The 16055-nt window shown below is 44.0% G+C and carries 19 protein-coding genes, 4 tRNA genes and 1 riboswitch; of the genes, 16 read left to right on the forward strand and 7 right to left on the reverse strand.

From position 1 onward, the window contains the following. Positions 1 to 61 precede the first annotated feature (61 nt). Positions 62 to 1345: a glutamyl-tRNA reductase gene (hemA, locus tag FTU00_RS03585; protein ID WP_159123463.1), complete on the reverse strand. Its 1284-nt coding sequence runs from the start codon at positions 1343 to 1345 to the stop codon at positions 62 to 64. Positions 1346 to 1423: 78 nt separating this feature from the next. Between hemA and FTU00_RS03590 the strand changes: the two genes are divergently transcribed. The 11 genes from FTU00_RS03590 (at position 1424) to panD (ending at position 7521) form a co-directional block, all read left to right on the forward strand. Continuing rightward, positions 1424 to 3127 carry a tetratricopeptide repeat protein gene (locus FTU00_RS03590; RefSeq protein WP_180179105.1) on the forward strand — a complete coding sequence of 568 codons (1704 nt, stop codon included), beginning with the start codon at positions 1424 to 1426 and terminating at the stop codon, positions 3125 to 3127. Positions 3128 to 3143: 16 nt separating this feature from the next. Then, positions 3144 to 3722 (forward strand): lipoprotein insertase outer membrane protein LolB, encoded by a 579-nt coding sequence (gene lolB / locus FTU00_RS03595; RefSeq protein WP_159123461.1) that lies wholly within the window; start codon positions 3144 to 3146, stop codon positions 3720 to 3722. A 21-nt stretch (positions 3723 to 3743) separates the two neighbouring features. Then, positions 3744 to 4574, forward strand: coding sequence for a 4-(cytidine 5'-diphospho)-2-C-methyl-D-erythritol kinase (gene ispE, locus FTU00_RS03600; RefSeq protein WP_159123460.1), 831 nt, complete (start codon positions 3744 to 3746; stop codon positions 4572 to 4574). After that, positions 4573 to 4647 (forward strand) — tRNA-Gln (locus FTU00_RS03605). Before ispE ends, FTU00_RS03605 begins: the two co-directional genes overlap by 2 nt. Positions 4648 to 4673: 26 nt before the next feature. Next, positions 4674 to 4748, forward strand: a tRNA-Gln gene (locus FTU00_RS03610). A 20-nt stretch (positions 4749 to 4768) separates the two neighbouring features. Next, positions 4769 to 4843: transfer RNA gene (locus tag FTU00_RS03615), tRNA-Gln, on the forward strand. Between the two features lie 91 nt (positions 4844 to 4934). Next, a tRNA-Gln gene (locus FTU00_RS03620) sits at positions 4935 to 5009 on the forward strand. A 36-nt stretch (positions 5010 to 5045) separates the two neighbouring features. Beyond that, the gene (locus FTU00_RS03625; protein ID WP_004784839.1) at positions 5046 to 5999 is read left to right on the forward strand and encodes a ribose-phosphate pyrophosphokinase; all 954 of its coding nucleotides are present in this window, start codon (positions 5046 to 5048) and stop codon (positions 5997 to 5999) included. A 100-nt stretch (positions 6000 to 6099) separates the two neighbouring features. Beyond that, complete coding sequence (gene rplY / locus FTU00_RS03630; RefSeq protein ID WP_004784841.1) at positions 6100 to 6396, forward strand: 50S ribosomal protein L25; 297 nt, start codon at positions 6100 to 6102, stop codon at positions 6394 to 6396. Positions 6397 to 6415: 19 nt separating this feature from the next. Beyond that, positions 6416 to 6997 (forward strand): aminoacyl-tRNA hydrolase, encoded by a 582-nt coding sequence (gene pth / locus FTU00_RS03635; protein WP_180129867.1) that lies wholly within the window; start codon positions 6416 to 6418, stop codon positions 6995 to 6997. Positions 6998 to 7140: 143 nt separating this feature from the next. Further along, on the forward strand, positions 7141 to 7521 hold the full coding sequence (panD, locus tag FTU00_RS03640) for an aspartate 1-decarboxylase (protein ID WP_004784844.1): 381 nt from the start codon (positions 7141 to 7143) through the stop codon (positions 7519 to 7521). Between the two features lie 67 nt (positions 7522 to 7588). Here panD and FTU00_RS03645 read toward each other — a convergent pair whose 3' ends face one another. Together FTU00_RS03645 and FTU00_RS03650 are read right to left on the reverse strand one after the other, a co-directional pair. Continuing rightward, positions 7589 to 8152, reverse strand: coding sequence for a GDYXXLXY domain-containing protein (locus FTU00_RS03645; RefSeq protein ID WP_180179106.1), 564 nt, complete (start codon positions 8150 to 8152; stop codon positions 7589 to 7591). Further along, on the reverse strand, positions 8149 to 9954 hold the full coding sequence (locus FTU00_RS03650; RefSeq protein ID WP_180179107.1) for a DUF2157 domain-containing protein: 1806 nt from the start codon (positions 9952 to 9954) through the stop codon (positions 8149 to 8151). The genes FTU00_RS03645 and FTU00_RS03650 overlap by 4 nt, the downstream gene beginning before the upstream one ends. A gap of 170 nt (positions 9955 to 10124) precedes the next feature. Then, positions 10125 to 10281, forward strand: a riboswitch (FMN riboswitch). A gap of 106 nt (positions 10282 to 10387) precedes the next feature. On the opposite strand from FTU00_RS03650, the gene ribB reads away from it, so the two are divergent. Next, on the forward strand, positions 10388 to 11047 hold the full coding sequence (gene ribB / locus FTU00_RS03655; RefSeq protein ID WP_180010586.1) for a 3,4-dihydroxy-2-butanone-4-phosphate synthase: 660 nt from the start codon (positions 10388 to 10390) through the stop codon (positions 11045 to 11047). 65 nt (positions 11048 to 11112) lie between these two features. Here the strand turns inward: ribB and FTU00_RS03660 are convergent, their stop codons facing one another. Next, entirely contained in the window at positions 11113 to 11724 is a 612-nt protein-coding gene (locus FTU00_RS03660; protein ID WP_166137851.1) for a LysE family translocator, read from the reverse strand. 45 nt (positions 11725 to 11769) lie between these two features. Then, positions 11770 to 12255, reverse strand: coding sequence for a DUF1289 domain-containing protein (locus FTU00_RS03665; RefSeq protein ID WP_179992824.1), 486 nt, complete (start codon positions 12253 to 12255; stop codon positions 11770 to 11772). A gap of 188 nt (positions 12256 to 12443) precedes the next feature. On the opposite strand from FTU00_RS03665, the gene FTU00_RS03670 reads away from it, so the two are divergent. From FTU00_RS03670 to FTU00_RS03685, 4 genes are all read left to right on the forward strand, one after another. Next, complete coding sequence (locus FTU00_RS03670) at positions 12444 to 13376, forward strand: rhodanese-related sulfurtransferase (RefSeq protein WP_180179108.1); 933 nt, start codon at positions 12444 to 12446, stop codon at positions 13374 to 13376. A 206-nt stretch (positions 13377 to 13582) separates the two neighbouring features. Continuing rightward, positions 13583 to 13861, forward strand: a complete 279-nt coding sequence (locus FTU00_RS03675; RefSeq protein ID WP_159123452.1) for an FUSC family protein — start codon at positions 13583 to 13585, stop codon at positions 13859 to 13861. Between the two features lie 88 nt (positions 13862 to 13949). After that, positions 13950 to 14567 (forward strand): DedA family protein, encoded by a 618-nt coding sequence (locus FTU00_RS03680; protein ID WP_159123451.1) that lies wholly within the window; start codon positions 13950 to 13952, stop codon positions 14565 to 14567. Between the two features lie 29 nt (positions 14568 to 14596). Continuing rightward, positions 14597 to 15025 carry an ABZJ_00895 family protein gene (locus FTU00_RS03685; RefSeq protein ID WP_159123450.1) on the forward strand — a complete coding sequence of 143 codons (429 nt, stop codon included), beginning with the start codon at positions 14597 to 14599 and terminating at the stop codon, positions 15023 to 15025. Positions 15026 to 15112: 87 nt separating this feature from the next. Here FTU00_RS03685 and FTU00_RS03690 read toward each other — a convergent pair whose 3' ends face one another. Further along, positions 15113 to 15637, reverse strand: coding sequence for a YecA family protein (locus FTU00_RS03690; protein WP_004784868.1), 525 nt, complete (start codon positions 15635 to 15637; stop codon positions 15113 to 15115). A gap of 71 nt (positions 15638 to 15708) precedes the next feature. Further along, entirely contained in the window at positions 15709 to 15915 is a 207-nt protein-coding gene (locus tag FTU00_RS03695) for a PA3496 family putative envelope integrity protein (protein ID WP_004784869.1), read from the reverse strand. Positions 15916 to 16055: the final 140 nt, after the last annotated feature.

A 16055-nucleotide genomic window follows, 5' to 3' on the forward strand; every position in this document is an offset into this window, starting at 1 on the left:
AATAAAAAAGGCGTTTATTTTAAACGCCTTTTAAATATCGGAAAGTTATCCCGACATCATCTTAATGTTTAACCTTACGGCGATGCTGAACCACGTCCTGCAAACTGTTCTGTAGCATTTCAAAATAGCTTGGATCTTCAGCTTTGGCAGCTTCACGCAGCATGATTGAGGTCGGATGCAGAAGTTTTTGGGTCAAACGATGCGAAAATTCGGCCAATACTGTTTCAGCACTTTCACCTTTGGCAATACGTTGCATAGCAGTTGCCAGTTCTTCCTGACGTAAGCTTTCCCCATAATCCCGGTAAGCATGAATCGTACTACCCGCCTCACTCACCTTCTGCTGGGTGATCAACTCAGTCGCCAGTTGATTGACCATCACTTCCGCTTCGACCGCTGCCTGACGACGCTGCGCCAGGTTTTCATCAATCACGCTTTGCAGATCGTCCACGCCATAGAGATAAACTCCATCCAGCTTTTCAACTTTTGGATCAATATCACGCGGTACAGCCAGATCGACCAACAGCATTTGCTGGTAACGGCGCTTCTTTAAAGCAGCTTTGACATCCGGATAGTGAATGACTTGATGCAAACTACCGGTACAACTGGAAATCACATCTGCACGATGCAAGTTTGCTGCCAACTGATCAAAATCAATAATCTCGACTTCTGCACGGTGGGCAATTTCCTGCGCCAGATTCTCTGCACGAGCACGAGTCCGGTTACAGATAATGATTTTTCTGACGCCCATTTCTGCCAGATGTTTGGCCACCAGACTGTTCATTTCCCCGGCTGCCACGACCATTACAGTTAACTGCTCAGGCCGGCTAAATACTTGCAATGCTAATTGTGCAACTGCATAGCCCATCGATACTGCATGACTGCCGACTGCTGTTTCCGAGCGCACACGCTTGGCCGCATAAAAGGCATATTCAAAGATACGATTCAGGTTTTGCGAAACGGTTTTAGATTCTTTGGCAAGAGAGAGTGCAGTTTTGACCTGTCCCAGAATCTGCGGTTCACCAAGCATCAGGGAATCGAGACCACTGGCGACACGCATCAGATGAGTGACGGCTTGCGCATTCTCATAGCGATAAACATGATTCTGTAATTGCTTGGGATCAATACCATTGGTCTGGGCGAGCCAGTTTAGCACCATGTCGACATTGTCCGACATCGCGTAAACTTCGGTCCGGTTACATGTAGACACCACCACCATATCATTCAGTACAGGGTGCTGGCTTTGCTCGGCAAGTAAAATGCTTAACTTTTCAGGGTTAAAAGCAATCTTTTCGCGCAGCTCTACAGAGGCAGTTTGATGGTTGACACCCAATGCAAAGAAAGACATATCAGGTCATCATTTCACTAAATTTATGCTATTGTGCAACATCGGTGTCATAAAAAGCATTACTTGGATAAAGAAAAATTGCGTCTAACAACTAGCCGTATAAACGGCCCTACCATTAAGCAATATTCTACCACATTCTTGCTGGTGGTTAGCATGGCTTCAACTGCTCATCTTTATGCAGCAGAAGCAGTTTACCATGCAAATCAAAATTATGATGCGATAAAACAAAGTATGATAGCCGAGTTCGCACTCGCCTATCGCGATATTCCAAACGCTTTACACAACTATACTGTGCTGGCCATTAAAAGCAATTCCACCGCGGTTAAACAGCGCGCACTCAATATCGCCCTCGAACATGAAGACCTGAATGCAGCGCTGGATATTTCTACCCACTGGGTCGTTCAAGAACCACAGGATGTGCCGGCATTATTCTATCTGGCGCATATTGCCTTAAAAGCGCATGAGTACGAACTGGCGGCAGAAACGCTGGAAAAGATCCTGAAAATTGATGATAACGCCGATCTGGAAGAAATTCTGGCCGGGATTGCCCCGGATGAGCCGGATGACCGTGAATATTTAATTCAGGCTCTAAGTACTAGCAAAGCCAAAGACAATCCTTCGATTCTGGTTTTGGTCGCCGGTCTGGAGGCACAAAAAGGTCAGTTAGAGCAGGCTCTCAACACTATTAATCGCGCCTTAAAAAAACGTCCAAAGTCGACTGGTTATATCCTGATGAAAGCCAATCTGTTGGCGGCATTGGGTGATGATGCGGAAACGCTGAAATGGTACGAGAAAGCCAGTCGCAAACATCGCAATAACATGGATATACGTCTGGCTGAGGTTAAATACCTGATCAAGCTAAATGAAGCTGAAAAGGCCTTACAGAAACTAGAAGCGATCCTGAAAAAATCACCACAACACGAAGAAGCACTGTTTATTGCCGGTCTGACCAGTATTGACCTGGAGCAATATGAACGAGCTGAAAAATACCTGGTTGAGCTCCGTTATTCGACTCAGTACCAGAATGAAGCCTATTACTATCTGGCGGTCAATGCAGAACGCAAACAGCATTATGAAACCGCCAAGGCGTATTACCGCCTGGTGGATGGCAGCCTGTATACGGTCTCACGACGCAATATCATTGCGATCTTTGCCGAGCAGGATAAATTGCATGATGCGCTGCGCTTTCTGACTCAGGAACGGGTCAATTATCCGCAACATGCCAGTTTCCTGTATCTGGCTCAAGCAGATATTTTGAAACGCATGAATAATAAGAACGCAGCGATCCGAATTCTGGAAGAAGCCAGCAAAAACCTGCCGGATGATCCGGAACTGGTCTATGCTCAAGTCTTGTTGTTAGATCCGCATGAAGATCGTGATCAACTGGATCAGTTGTTAAAAACCCTGCTTAAAATCGAACCGAATAGTCCAACCTATCTGAATGCTTATGCCTATACGCTGGCCCGTCAAAATCGCCGTCTGGATGAAGCACGGCGCTATGCTGAACAGGCACTGGAATACGCACCAGAACAGGCTTCTATTCTGGATACCTATGGCTATATCTGTTATTTGCAGAATGACTTTGCTACGGCTGCCCAAGTCTTGCTTAAAGCCTATGAACTGAATCCAAGTGCGAAAATTGGCGTCCGTTATGCACGTTCGCTTTATATGAAAGGTGATCTACAACAATTCCATCAAGTGTTACAACAATTACAACAAAACCATCCAAATGACCCAGAATTAAACCAACTTAATTCGCTATTGTTAGCACCACAATCCTGAACGAGTCCATTCTTTTATGCGCAACATAAGTACTTTAGGCTGCTGTTTCCTTGCTTCTACTGCCCTATTCATGAGTGGTTGTCAGCAGATGGTGCAGCAAAAAGCGCCTGTCACGCCATCGGTACAGGCTGAAAACCAGTTCCAGCTGCAAGGTAAAATCGGGGTACGTACACCTCAGCAAAGCGGCAGTGCCTTTTTTACCTGGGTTCAGCAGCAAGAAGAATTTGATATTGAACTAACTGGTATCTTAGGTGCCGGAAAAACCCAGATTTCAGGTACTCCTGGCCAAGTGACTTTGAATAGTGCCAAAACCGGCCTGATCAAGGCAGCAACGGCAGAAGAACTATTGCAACGTGCAACCGGCTGGCAAGCCCCGATTAGTCATTTAGTTGATTGGGTACAGGCACGTCCCGCGACTCAATCTGCCCAGATCCAGAAAGACAGCTCACAGCGTATCAGCCAGATTATTGAACAAGGCTGGACGGTAGATCTGAGTTATAACCAGCAGGCAACTGTTCCAAACCGCTTGATTTTAAAGCAGTCACTTGAGAATGGGGGTGAAAACCGTATTACAATGGTGATTCAAAACCGTTAACTGGTCTGACGCAAGCTTATGATGATTCGTGTTCCCGCACCTGCAAAACTGAATTTGTTTCTCCATATCACCGGTCGCCGTCCGGATGGTTATCACGAGCTGCAAAGTATCTTTCAGTTGATAGATTTGTGTGACTGGCTAGAGTTTGAGCAAACAGATGATCAGCAGATTCAGATTGAAGGTCTAGCCTCAGTCGATTTGGAACAGAATCTCATCTATCGTGCAGCGCAGATTTTGCAGCCTTATGCCAAAACGCCTTCTGGTCTGATCATTCGACTAGAGAAGAATATTCCCATGGGTGCAGGTCTTGGTGGTGGCTCATCCAATGCAGCAACGACCTTGATTGTGCTGAATCAGTTATGGCATTGTGGCTTAAATTCTGAGCAACTGGCAGAGCTCGGCGTCAAGCTGGGCGCGGATGTGCCTATTTTTGTTCATGGTCGCAATGCTTGGGCTGAAGGTATTGGTGAACACTTAACATTCATAGACTTAGATCAAAAACAGTTCATTGTGTTAAAACCTGACTGTTTTATCAGCACTCAACAGCTTTTTTCACAAAAAACGTTGACAAGAGACACGAAGCCCTCTAAATTTTGCGCCTATCAGATAAAGCCATCTGATTTCGGAAATAACTTTGAGCCAGTGGCAAGAAGCCTATATCCAGAAGTCGATGAGGCAATGCAATATCTCGATCAATTCGGTGTTGCAAAGCTTACAGGTACAGGTGCTTGTGTTTTTATCGAAGTAACTGATGATATGAATGTGACCGACATTCTTGAGAATGCACCATGTAAATCTTACTTGGTGAACAGTCTACAAGAATCGCCATTACATCATTTCAAGGTTCAATAGGGGTATCGCCAAGTGGTAAGGCACCGGGTTTTGATCTCGGCATCCGTTGGTTCGAATCCAGCTACCCCTGCCATTATTCACCTGTAGATGTACTGTATTAGGGGTATCGCCAAGTGGTAAGGCACCGGGTTTTGATCCCGGCATCCGTTGGTTCGAATCCAGCTACCCCTGCCATCTTACAGTTCATCAAATCTAGGGGCGTCGCCAAGTGGTAAGGCACCGGGTTTTGATCTCGGCATCCGTTGGTTCGAATCCAGCCGCCCCTGCCATTTTCTCGAAAAAAGACAGAACATCATTTGCTGTAAGACTGTTAATTTACCTTGACACAATACCGCAAAAATATTAAAGTTCTGCCGCATTAGGGGTATCGCCAAGTGGTAAGGCACCGGGTTTTGATCCCGGCATTCGTTGGTTCGAATCCAGCTACCCCTGCCATCTACTTCCATACATACCAACCGCCAAGGGTGCTTCATGCCCAATCTTGTCGTTTTTAGTGGAACCGCGCATCCACAATTCGCTCAAAAAGTCGTAAGTCACTTACATATTCCTCTAGGCGCTGCCTCTGTAGGCCAGTTCTCTGATGGCGAAATCGCTGTTGAGATCACTGAAAATGTTCGTGGTAAAGACGTATTCATCGTACAACCTACTTGTGCACCGACCAACGATAACCTGATGGAAATCCTGGTTATGGCTGACGCGTTACGCCGTGCAAGTGCTGGTCGTATTACTGCCGTGATTCCTTACTTCGGTTATGCCCGTCAAGACCGTCGTCCCCGTTCAAGCCGTGTGCCGATTACTGCAAAAGTTGTTGCAGATATGCTGACCACTGTAGGTATTGACCGTGTGGTGATGATTGACCTTCACGCTGACCAGATCCAAGGTTTCTTCGATATTCCTGTAGACAACATCTACGGTACGCCAGCCCTGCTTGCTGACTTACGCCAACAACAGCATCATAACCTGATGGTTGTTTCTCCTGACGTAGGTGGTGTAGTTCGTGCTCGTGCTGTTGCGAAACAGATGGGTGATATCGACCTGGCGATCATCGATAAACGTCGTCAAAAAGCGAATGAATCACAAGTGATGCATTTGATTGGTGATGTGAAAGATCGTGACTGTGTGATCGTTGATGACATGGTGGATACTGCTGGTACGCTTTGTAAAGCTGCTGATGCGTTGAAAACTTTCGGTGCCCGCAAAGTAGTTGCTTACGCGACTCACCCAGTATTATCTGGTAAGGCACTTGAAAATCTGAAAAATTCTGTGATCGATGAGTTGGTAGTTACTGACACCATCCCTCTTTCAGAAGAAGCTTTAGCTCTTGGCAAGATTCGCCAGGTTTCAGTTGCAAGCATGGTTGCTGAAACAATTCGTCGTATCAACAACGAAGAATCTATTAGCGCAATGTTCGATTCTTATCTATAATAGTGCGCTGAATTTCCAAAGCCCTGCCATTTGGCGGGGCTTTCTATCACCGGATCGGTCGCAGGTCCGGTTCATTTAAAACTTAAATAGGATGTCTATCATGGCAAACTTCGTATTAAACGCAGAAGCACGTGAAGTAGCACAACAAGGGAAAGGTTCGAGCCGCCGCCTTCGTCATGCTGCTAAAGTTCCAGCGATCATCTATGGTGGCGAAGCTGCTCCTGTAGCTGTTTCTCTTGAACTTCGTCAGCTTGTTAAATTCTTAGAAAGCAACTCATTCTTCGAAGAAGTGATCGAAATTGATGTAAACGGTAAAGTTGAAAGCGTTAAAATCCAAGCGTTACAACGTCACCCAGCTAAAAACACTCCAATGCACGCTGACTTTAAACGCGCATAAGTGTTAATGGTGTAGATTAGTGTCAAATATTTCACTGATTGTTGGTTTGGGCAACCCAGGTTCTGAGTATGCTCAAACCCGCCATAATGCAGGCTTCTGGTTTGTAGAACGCCTTGCAGATCAATATGGCATTAACCTTAAAAAAGACCCTAAATTCAATGGATTCAGCGGTCGTGGCAATATCGAAGGTCAAGACGTCCGTCTCCTTCTACCTACAACATTCATGAACCTTTCCGGTAAAAGTGTTGTTCCTTTCGCCAAATTCTACAATATCGCACCCGAATCAATCCTGATTGCCCATGATGAACTGGATATGAATCCAGGCATTATTCGCCTGAAAACTGGCGGTGGTCATGGTGGACATAACGGTTTACGCGATATCGTGCCGCATATCGGTCCGAACTTTCATCGTCTACGCATTGGTATTGGTCACCCAGGTTCTAAAGACCGTGTTTCTGGTCATGTCCTGAGTAAAGCACCAAGCAGTGAACAAGAGTTAATGGACGATGCAATTGCCCATGCACTTGCTCGCGCCAAAATGCTGGTGAACGGTGAAGTACAACAGGCAATGAATCAAATCAATGCTTATAAACCGAACTAAACATTCATAAATTGCTGGACAATTCCGCTTGCCTTGCTGGCCATTTAGGCGCAAAATGCGCAAGCCTACCCACTTATCCAGTGTCGTAGAAATTGATTCAACCATAAGATCAAAGTCTTAGGTCAACTAAGGGGACGCTAGCCATGCTATCTCGTTTATTAAAATGCAAAATTCATCGCGCTTTTGTTACACATGCAGAATTACACTATGAAGGTTCATGTGCAATTGATGGCGTTTTGATGGATCTAGCTGGCATTCGTGAATACGAAGAAATTCATGTTTGGAACGTGACCAATGGTAAGCGTTTTACTACTTATGCCATTCGTGGTGAAGATAATTCAGGGATTATTTCTGTGAATGGTGGTGCTGCGCACCAGGCTGATGTTGGTGATATTGTGATTATCGCAACATTTGGTGATTTCACTGAAGCCGAAGCCAATGCTCATAAACCACGTCTGGTTTATGCCAACCCGGATAACACTGTGAATCACACTGCAAATTGCATTCCGGTACAGGTTGCCTAAGCTGGTTCAACAAGATTCTCAAAAGCTCGCTTCTCGCGGGCTTTTTTATGGGCTGATTAAAATAAAACTAACGCCCCTGCCACCAGCTTTTTCGGTTCTCACAGTTTAAGGACTTAAGATTTTGATCTACCAGGTCAGCCAACAAAGTTTCTCCATTTTCTTTTAGCTTTAATTCGGCGAATTTAGCATTACGATAACAAGGCTCAAGTCCCTCAGCGAACATAAAACTGTTGGCAGCCGGATATAAGCCTTCAAAGGTATTCCGTGGATTTTTCAGGATTAGTCGCGCTGAGCGTGGCTGATCCAGCGCACTTCGATTAAAACTGGTTTTGACAACTCTTCTTTGCTCATCAAGCTGTACATAGCTTAGTACACGGGACTGGTTTTCAAAATCTTGAATACTGATTTTAGGTTCTGATTGTTCTGATCTATTCTCCGCTGCTAGTGCACTAAAATGCAGATCATAATTCAGCGCCATATAATCGCCTTGCAGAATTGATCGCGGATCTACTGGTGCCAGCTCCACATAAATACTTTGGCTATCTCGAAGATGCCATTCATGTTGCGCAATCAATCCACAAAATAAGGCAATACTGAAAATAGCCAGATGCAAAGGAAGAAGCTTTTTCATCTTGCCTCTCCTTGCTCATGTTGTAGTTTTGACCCCTTTAAAATATAGGCCAGCAACAAGACCAGTATCCCTGAAGCAAAGATACTGATGCTTTTTAATAGGAAGCTTAAGCCCAGATTGTAATACAGCATCCATAGCCAGAAGATCAGCAATAAAATAGTAAGTGCCTGTATAAGTCGTTGCTGATAGACCACTGCCCACGCCATAAGCAGCATAATAATAAAAATCTCAAAATAGCCCAACAGAATGAGTAAGATGCCAAATACAGGAATCAGCCAGAGCAATTTTTCAGAAAATTGCTGCCAGTTTTGCCAGATGAAACCAAGCAACAATAAGCTCGGAAGAACATAAAACAGCAGAACGTGATCAAGGCTGATCTGCCCGATGCCCTGCCAGTGCTCTAATCCAGTCACAGATTGAACCACGGCTGAACCTGTCAGCATAGCAATGATCCAGAGCAGAATACTTTTCTGATAAATTGAGGACTGCCAATATCTAGCGGTTAGAATTAGCCCGATAAAAATGACATAGTTCAAGCTTAGGGCAAGCGTGATTACGATATCATCATGTTTAAAGGAATTTTCTAAGGCGAGAACGACTATTGCTAAAGCATGTGTAATCAGCAGCTGTAAGGTCAGAATAAACCAGTGCATCCGTTTGATCACAGTCAGAGCCAGCATCATTAATTGCAACAGCCACACTATAAACAGACTATCGGTGAGCAGTTCCGTATGAATTAATACTGCAGCTTGCCCGCAAACCCAAAGACAATAGGCAAACTGACGTAGAAATATGGAATTCTTTTGACTTAATAATTTCCAAGCGATGCCAATAAAAATGAGACCTAAAACAATTGAAACCGCTTTCCAATAGGTCAGCAACAAGACTGCCAGAATAATCCCAGCTATCCAGGCACCAAGTGCCAAAGGAATGACGGAGAATTTGGTTTGTGGAAAAATTTTCTTTAGTGCAAAACTGATCATCGCAAACCAGCCAAAGATCAGCATTGCCAAGATAAATAAGCCCGCTGCTGAATTGGTAAGCTGATCGTCCACCAGTTCAAACAGCCATAGGCTCAAACTGGCAGCCAAGCCTGCAATCAGTAAAATGGTTTCTAGTGCCTGATGCTTACGATAAAAATAAAATGCAGCCCCTGCTGGTAGAACAACTGAAGAAGCCAGATAGATCAGCTGAAAATGATGGGTAAACTGCATCATACTGCTGATCGAAATCATGATAATGAATGCAATAAACAGATATCGCAGTAACGAATAATAACGTATGGCAAAGGCAAAGCTGATGGCTGTCAGTAGGTTCAAAGTCAATAAATACAACCCTTCTGCCCGTATCATCCAGAAACTTTGCTTAAAGTAAAAATACAATGCAAGCTGACTGACCACACAAAGCATGGCAAAAACCCCGATATTTGGTCGATATAGCCACGGCAACAGCAATACGGCCCAGAGCAGAAATAACTGATAACTATCCGCACCAGTCTGATAGATCTGCCCAATCACCACCAGACTTAAGCCCAGCATCAGGCCAGATACAGTATCCAGACTCTGTCTGATCCATTCCCGCTGATTAAAGTAAATGCTGGCTATTGCACTACAGAGTAAAACCAGCATTGGAATTGCTAACTGTACCTGATTCGGTAGCATCCACCAGTTCGCAGCCATTAAATACAGCAAACTGACTGCAATCAGCGCAACGCCCAAAATATTGAGATAACGCAAAACCTTTGCATCACAAAACAGCAAGGGAGAAAATGGATTATTATGGATCAGCTCGGTTTTCTTCATTGTCAGAATGATTGATCAATTTCTATTCTTAATAGCAACATAACATGTTTCCAGTTTTTTGCTAAAGGCTGTCGTAATTCAGATAATCTGTTTTGCTTATCTGAAATTCTGCAAATTCGTGACTGGCCAAACTATCCCATCTTTTAAAAATCAGGACTATAATGGCCCTACATCGCTTCAGGGCGGGGTGAGATTCCCCACCGGTGGTAATTTCAGGGTAGTAAATCTCTATTCCTAAATCAGCCCACGAGCGGTCAATTTCGATTGATCTGCAGATCTGGTGCAAATCCAGAGCCGACGGTATAGTCCGGATGAAAGAAGACGAAAGCAGTACACCCTGTTTTATGCCTGGCATGAAACTGTTTTGCTATAAGCCTATTTTCACTATGTCCTGAAATGTTCAATCGTACTTTTACTTTACGTGAGCGTTTCAATGTCAAGTTTGATTCAACCCGAAATTTTCTTTTCCGCTTTAGCTCCCGCTGAACAGCGCATCCAACAAGCACTCGAAGACATCCGCCAAGGCAGACCTGTTCTGGTGATGGATGACTTTGACCGCGAGAATGAAGCCGACCTCATCATTGCAGCAGAGACTTTGACTGTAGAAACCATGGCTCGTATGATTCGTGATGGTTCCGGTATTGTGTGCCTATGTCTGACTGATGAACTGGCCAATCATTTAGAACTGCCACCTATGGTGCAGGATAACTCTAGTCAGTTTAAAACTGCATTTACTGTCACCATTGAAGCTGCGGAAGGTGTGACCACTGGTGTATCTGCCAAAGACCGTACCACCACGATTAAAGCAGCCATTAAAGACGGCGCTGTCGCCAGTGACCTGAATCGCCCAGGGCATGTCTTCCCTTTACGTGCCCGTGAAGGCGGTGTGCTGACCCGTCGTGGTCATACCGAAGGTACAATTGATCTTGCGCGTCTAGCTGGCTTGAAACCTGCCGGTGTTCTGTGTGAACTGACCAACCCAGATGGCACTATGGCTTCTGGCATTCAGGTATTGTCTTATGCACAGACGCATCAGCTGACCGTGATTACCATTGATGAACTGGTGCGTTACCGCCAGCAGCACAATGTATAAGTATAAGATTTAAAGATAAAAAATCCCGGCTTAAGACCGGGATTTTTTATCTTATATAAATATTTTTAGATGAGTACAGATAATATTCCATAGACTGCGACTACCAATAAAATCAAACCGCACAAACCAAGCAAATAAGGATACAGCCTGGATTTAGCAAAGCGTTGAAAGCCTAAATAAACTAATGACAGGGTCAAAAAATCCAGCACAATCCAGCTGATCGTCAGAATCACTAAGCTGGAATCTAAGTTTGGAGTAATGCCGATAAACTGCGGGAAAAATGCAGCAAAGAAAATAATATCTTTGGGGTTGGAGATCCCCACCAGAAAACCGGTTCGAAATCCTCCCTGTACTGGCTGCAAGCCTTGTGAACTGGTTGAACCCTGCCCTTGCCAGACTTCCCGGAAAATCTGGATTCCCAGCCAGGCAATATATAAACAGCCAAGCAGCTTGATGCCATTCAGCCAGTTTTCATTAATGACCAATAAGCCTTTTAAGCTAAAAATAGATAAGGTGATCAATACCAGAGAAGCAAAATTCGTCCCGAAAATGGTCTGCAAAGCATGCTTATAGCCACCTTTCAGTCCAGCACTAGCGACCAGCAACATCACAGGCCCAGGTGTGGCAATCATGATAACGACGGCCAGACAATAGAGAATATATTCACTGATATTCATGCCATTTCCTCAGCTATCATGATTTTACTAAATAAAAAAGAGGACTTAGTCCTCTTCCTGCATATGAATCAGATGCTGGCTGATCCCATCTGCCCGTAAAAAAGCCAGGTCATAACTGGCTTTGGCGAGTGCCAGTACCCGACGTTCGAATTCATCCCAAAGCGGGCGCACCTGTTTGTAATGAATGCCTAAACCGCTTTCATCAGTAAAATGACGATTCTTTTCACAGAGTTTTAAGGCATGGTAAAGCTTACGACCTTTAGTCGCATCTTCACGTAGACGCACCCGTTTAGACAGGACAAATGTTTCCACTTTGGCCAGATTCGCCATCGGCAGCATCGGGACCAAAATCTGATCTAGCTGTGCATCCAGCCGCTGCCAGACTGCAGTATGTTGATCTGCGTTATAACTATTCCAGTGAATCACTTCATGATTAAAACGGCGGCAACCACGACAGACCGCATCCCCAAATACGGTTGAGCAACGCCCTGCGCAAGGGGTTAAAGATGCAATACGACGATCCGAACTCAAAACTTACTCCAACTGTGCTGCAACTTCCAGCATCTGCATCATTGCATCAAAATCCTGGGTGGGCATGACTATACACGCTCTCCCTATCGATTTGAAGTCCGTTAAAACCCGGCCTTTTACTCGCTTATTCATTCAAATCACGTTAAAATATGCGCCTTTCAAATTATCATGCTACGTTGGAGTATTCCATGAACGCTACTGTAGAACAGCTTGCACCTGTAGAACAGCAAGCGACGACTGGTTGGGTTGTTGCCGCACTTTATCAATTCAAAGAAGTTCAAGATCCTGAGGGTCTGCAACAACGTCTTTTAGACTTGGTAAAAACCATCAACCTTTGCGGTACTCTAATTGTGGCAGGTGAAGGCATTAACGGTACTGTTGCGGGTAACCGTGAAGCTATCGACAAAGTACACAAGTTCCTGCTTGATGAAGGCTTCAACGAAATGGAATACAAAGAATCTCATAGCTCTGACAAACCATTCCGTAAAATGAAGATCAAGCTGAAAAAAGAGATTGTGACTTTAGGTGTACCGGTTAAGCCACGAGATCTGGTTGGCCATTATCTTGATCCTAAAGAATGGAACGAGCTGATTGCACGTGATGATGTGATTCTGGTTGATACCCGTAATGATTACGAGTACAAAGCTGGTACCTTCAAAGGCGCAATCGATCCAAAAACTGAAACTTTCCGTGAATTCCCTGAATATGTGAAAAAGAACCTGGAACAGCACAAGGATAAGAAAATTGCCATGTTCTGTACCGGTGGTATTCGTTGTGAAAAATCAACTTCTTTATTGCTTCAGGAAGGCTTTAAAGAGGTGTATCACCTGAAAGGCGGTATTCTGAAATACCTAGAAGAAACTCCAGCTGAAGAAAGTCTTTGGGAAGGTGAATGTTTCGTATTTGATGGCCGTACTGCAGTTACACATGGTGTGGAAGAAGGTCAAAATACCAAATGTCATGCGTGTGGCTGGCCATTAACGCCTGAAGAGGCAGCGCTGCCAAGTTATGAACACGGCGTATCTTGTGTGTACTGCATCGATAAAACTACCGAGAAACAAAAAGAAGGTTTCCGTATGCGTCAATCGCAAATTCTGGCTGCAAAACGTAAACGTCTCTAATTCCAGTTTTGTAACTAAAAATATCTAAGCCCTCTTCGGAGGGCTTTTTGTTTACATAAGCATTACATCTGCAATAAAAAACTTACCAATCCCTTACCAAGAACAGCATATTTTTACAGCTAAGCTTGATAGTCTTTATATCACATTACTTTGTTACCATAAGTCTTTCATTATTAATTAATTTTTTAAATGAAAAGGAAAACAAAATGGCCAATTCACTTGCTCGGGATCCAGATAATATTGTTAGATTCCAACCTAAAGAAAATACAAAACTGGAACGTATTACCCAACTGACAGATGAGCTAGAAGCAGAATCACATCTGTTTATTGTGATCTTGGGAACTATCATTGGTGCCATTCTTGCCCTGTTTATTGGCTACCATATTGAGGCTACAGCAGCACACTATTTACTGCTCAGTGCTCTGCCAGTTTGCCTGGCTTACAGCTTACGTAAAGTTTACATTTATACCTTAACCCATAGTTAATCCGCACTTGGCCATTTATATAACTTAACTTTACCCTCTTAAAAATACTGCTTAGGATACAAGCAGTATTTTTTATTTTGCCAATTTTATGAATCTGACTGAATGGATTATTTCTGTCATGGAACAGCTGGGCTACTGGGGCATTGCCTTGCTCATGTTTCTTGACAATGTCTTTCCCCCGATCCCCTCTGAAATTATTATGCCTTCTGCCGGCTATTCCGCTTCTCAGGGAGAATTACTGCTGGTTGGAGTCATTATTGCAGGCAGTATCGGTTCGTTATTGGCAGCGGCATTGCTCTATTGGATTGGCTATAAATTTAACCACGACAGTATTTTCAGATTCATAGACCGATATGGAAAATTCTTGTTTATCAAATCTGAAGACGTGAAAAAATCTCTGGAATGGTTCGAGCAGTATGGACACCGGATTGTATTCTTTGGCCGGATGGTTCCGGCAGTACGTTCCCTCATCAGTATCCCGGCTGGCATGAGCCATATGCCTTTCTGGAAATTCATGTTCTATAGTGGACTAGGTACTGTTATCTGGACCACGTTCCTGGCCTGTGTCGGTTTTTATTTTGGTGAAAATCAGGAATTGATGCACAAAATCTTCAGTCAGGTCAGTTATGTGATTATTGCGATTGTCGTGATCATCATGGGCTGGGTTTTATACCGTAGACATCAACGTAAAAATCGTCCATCCTGAAGAGACCTCAGCATAAGGAGGCTAAAACGATGTCGCACTATCTTAAATATTTTGCCACCGTTTATCTGACTCTGGTCTTAATAGTCGGCATACTCATCTACGTGTTCAATCTGGGCGCCATTCTGCTGATTCCTGCCCTGATTGCCTCCGCCTTTCTCAGCGCCCGGTACTTTGTAAAAAAAGAACTCCGACTACCCACCCAGGAAGAGAAAAGCAGACTGGTCTGGGGTTCCACGATTATTGCCATGACCTTCGGATTTATCTTTTTGTTTATAGTCATCTGGCTGCATCCGCAGACGGAGGAAATCTATAGAAGGATGGCCTATACAGGACGCGGGCCAAATTCGTTTCTGGTAGCTGCAAGTATTGCTTTACATGCCTTGCTGTTCCATATCGCCTACAATGGCTATGCGCGTTACAGCTTGAGCAAGCGTACCGGTGCTGATCATAAACCTTAGATTAAATCATCCACTAGTCCAAACGTTGTACAAAACACCTGAGCTAAAAAAAGCACCTGACGGTGCTTTTTCATGGCGGCGCATGACTTATTCTGGTGTGTGGTACATCAGATATAATTCATTCAAGTTTTCTGGAATCTCTTCTGCAAGCTCATCCATTAACTGGCCATTGCGACGGAAAGATTCCATTTGCGGATCTTCTTCATCGATGCCACTGAATACCATAATTGGCAGCGTTAAATCGACCAACTGTTCTTCAAATTCTTCTGTAAACCAGGCTTCTTCGTTCAGGAACATGGCATCTACAAAGCCCACGCTCCAGTCACCTAGACTTGATTCGGTATCTGCTTCTTCAATTTCAAATGGGAAAGTGATCCCTTCTTCATTGGCCAAGCTTTGACGGATTGACTCTAACCATGCTTTAACCTGATTGATGATTTCTGCAGGCACTTTTTTCTGGTTGCCTTCAAAAAGTTCATCCATCCATTTGTCAAATTGCGGGCCTACTGCGATAGCACATAAGAAACCATGAGTTGCCGCAAAATCCAGACCATACTCATTTTGGTCGCCATCCAGATATTCACTCAACAGGTCTAAATCTAAAGCACTCATTTAACATCCAAACTTAGAAAACCGAAAGGATTAGCATAGCATTTATTCAGGCTATGCTAAATCTGAATTCGTTAATCTTCGTCGTCAAAGTCGTCATCATCGTCGAAGTCATAATCAAAATCTTTGAGTTCGCGTTCCAGGCGGCGTTGCGAGAGCAGATCATCAATCAGACGACGTTTTTCCAACGACTCTTTCGCACTTAGCTTACTCGATGCCTCATCGAAATTAACATCATCATCACCGTAGCTATCATCTAGTTCAAAATCTGTCGAAGACACTAAAACTACCTCGTAGTGAAAAATGTAAATGGGTCTAGGCGCTATTTATCTTGCCTTTAAAAACTTGTCAAGTTTTATTTATATATTTTGTATGTTTATACTAGTTAGCTCTTGTTTTTCTACAGCATAATTGTGTATTT

The organism is Acinetobacter sp. YH12041, from assembly GCF_013419975.1.
In the GTDB taxonomy this organism is placed as follows: Bacteria; Pseudomonadota; Gammaproteobacteria; order Pseudomonadales; family Moraxellaceae; genus Acinetobacter.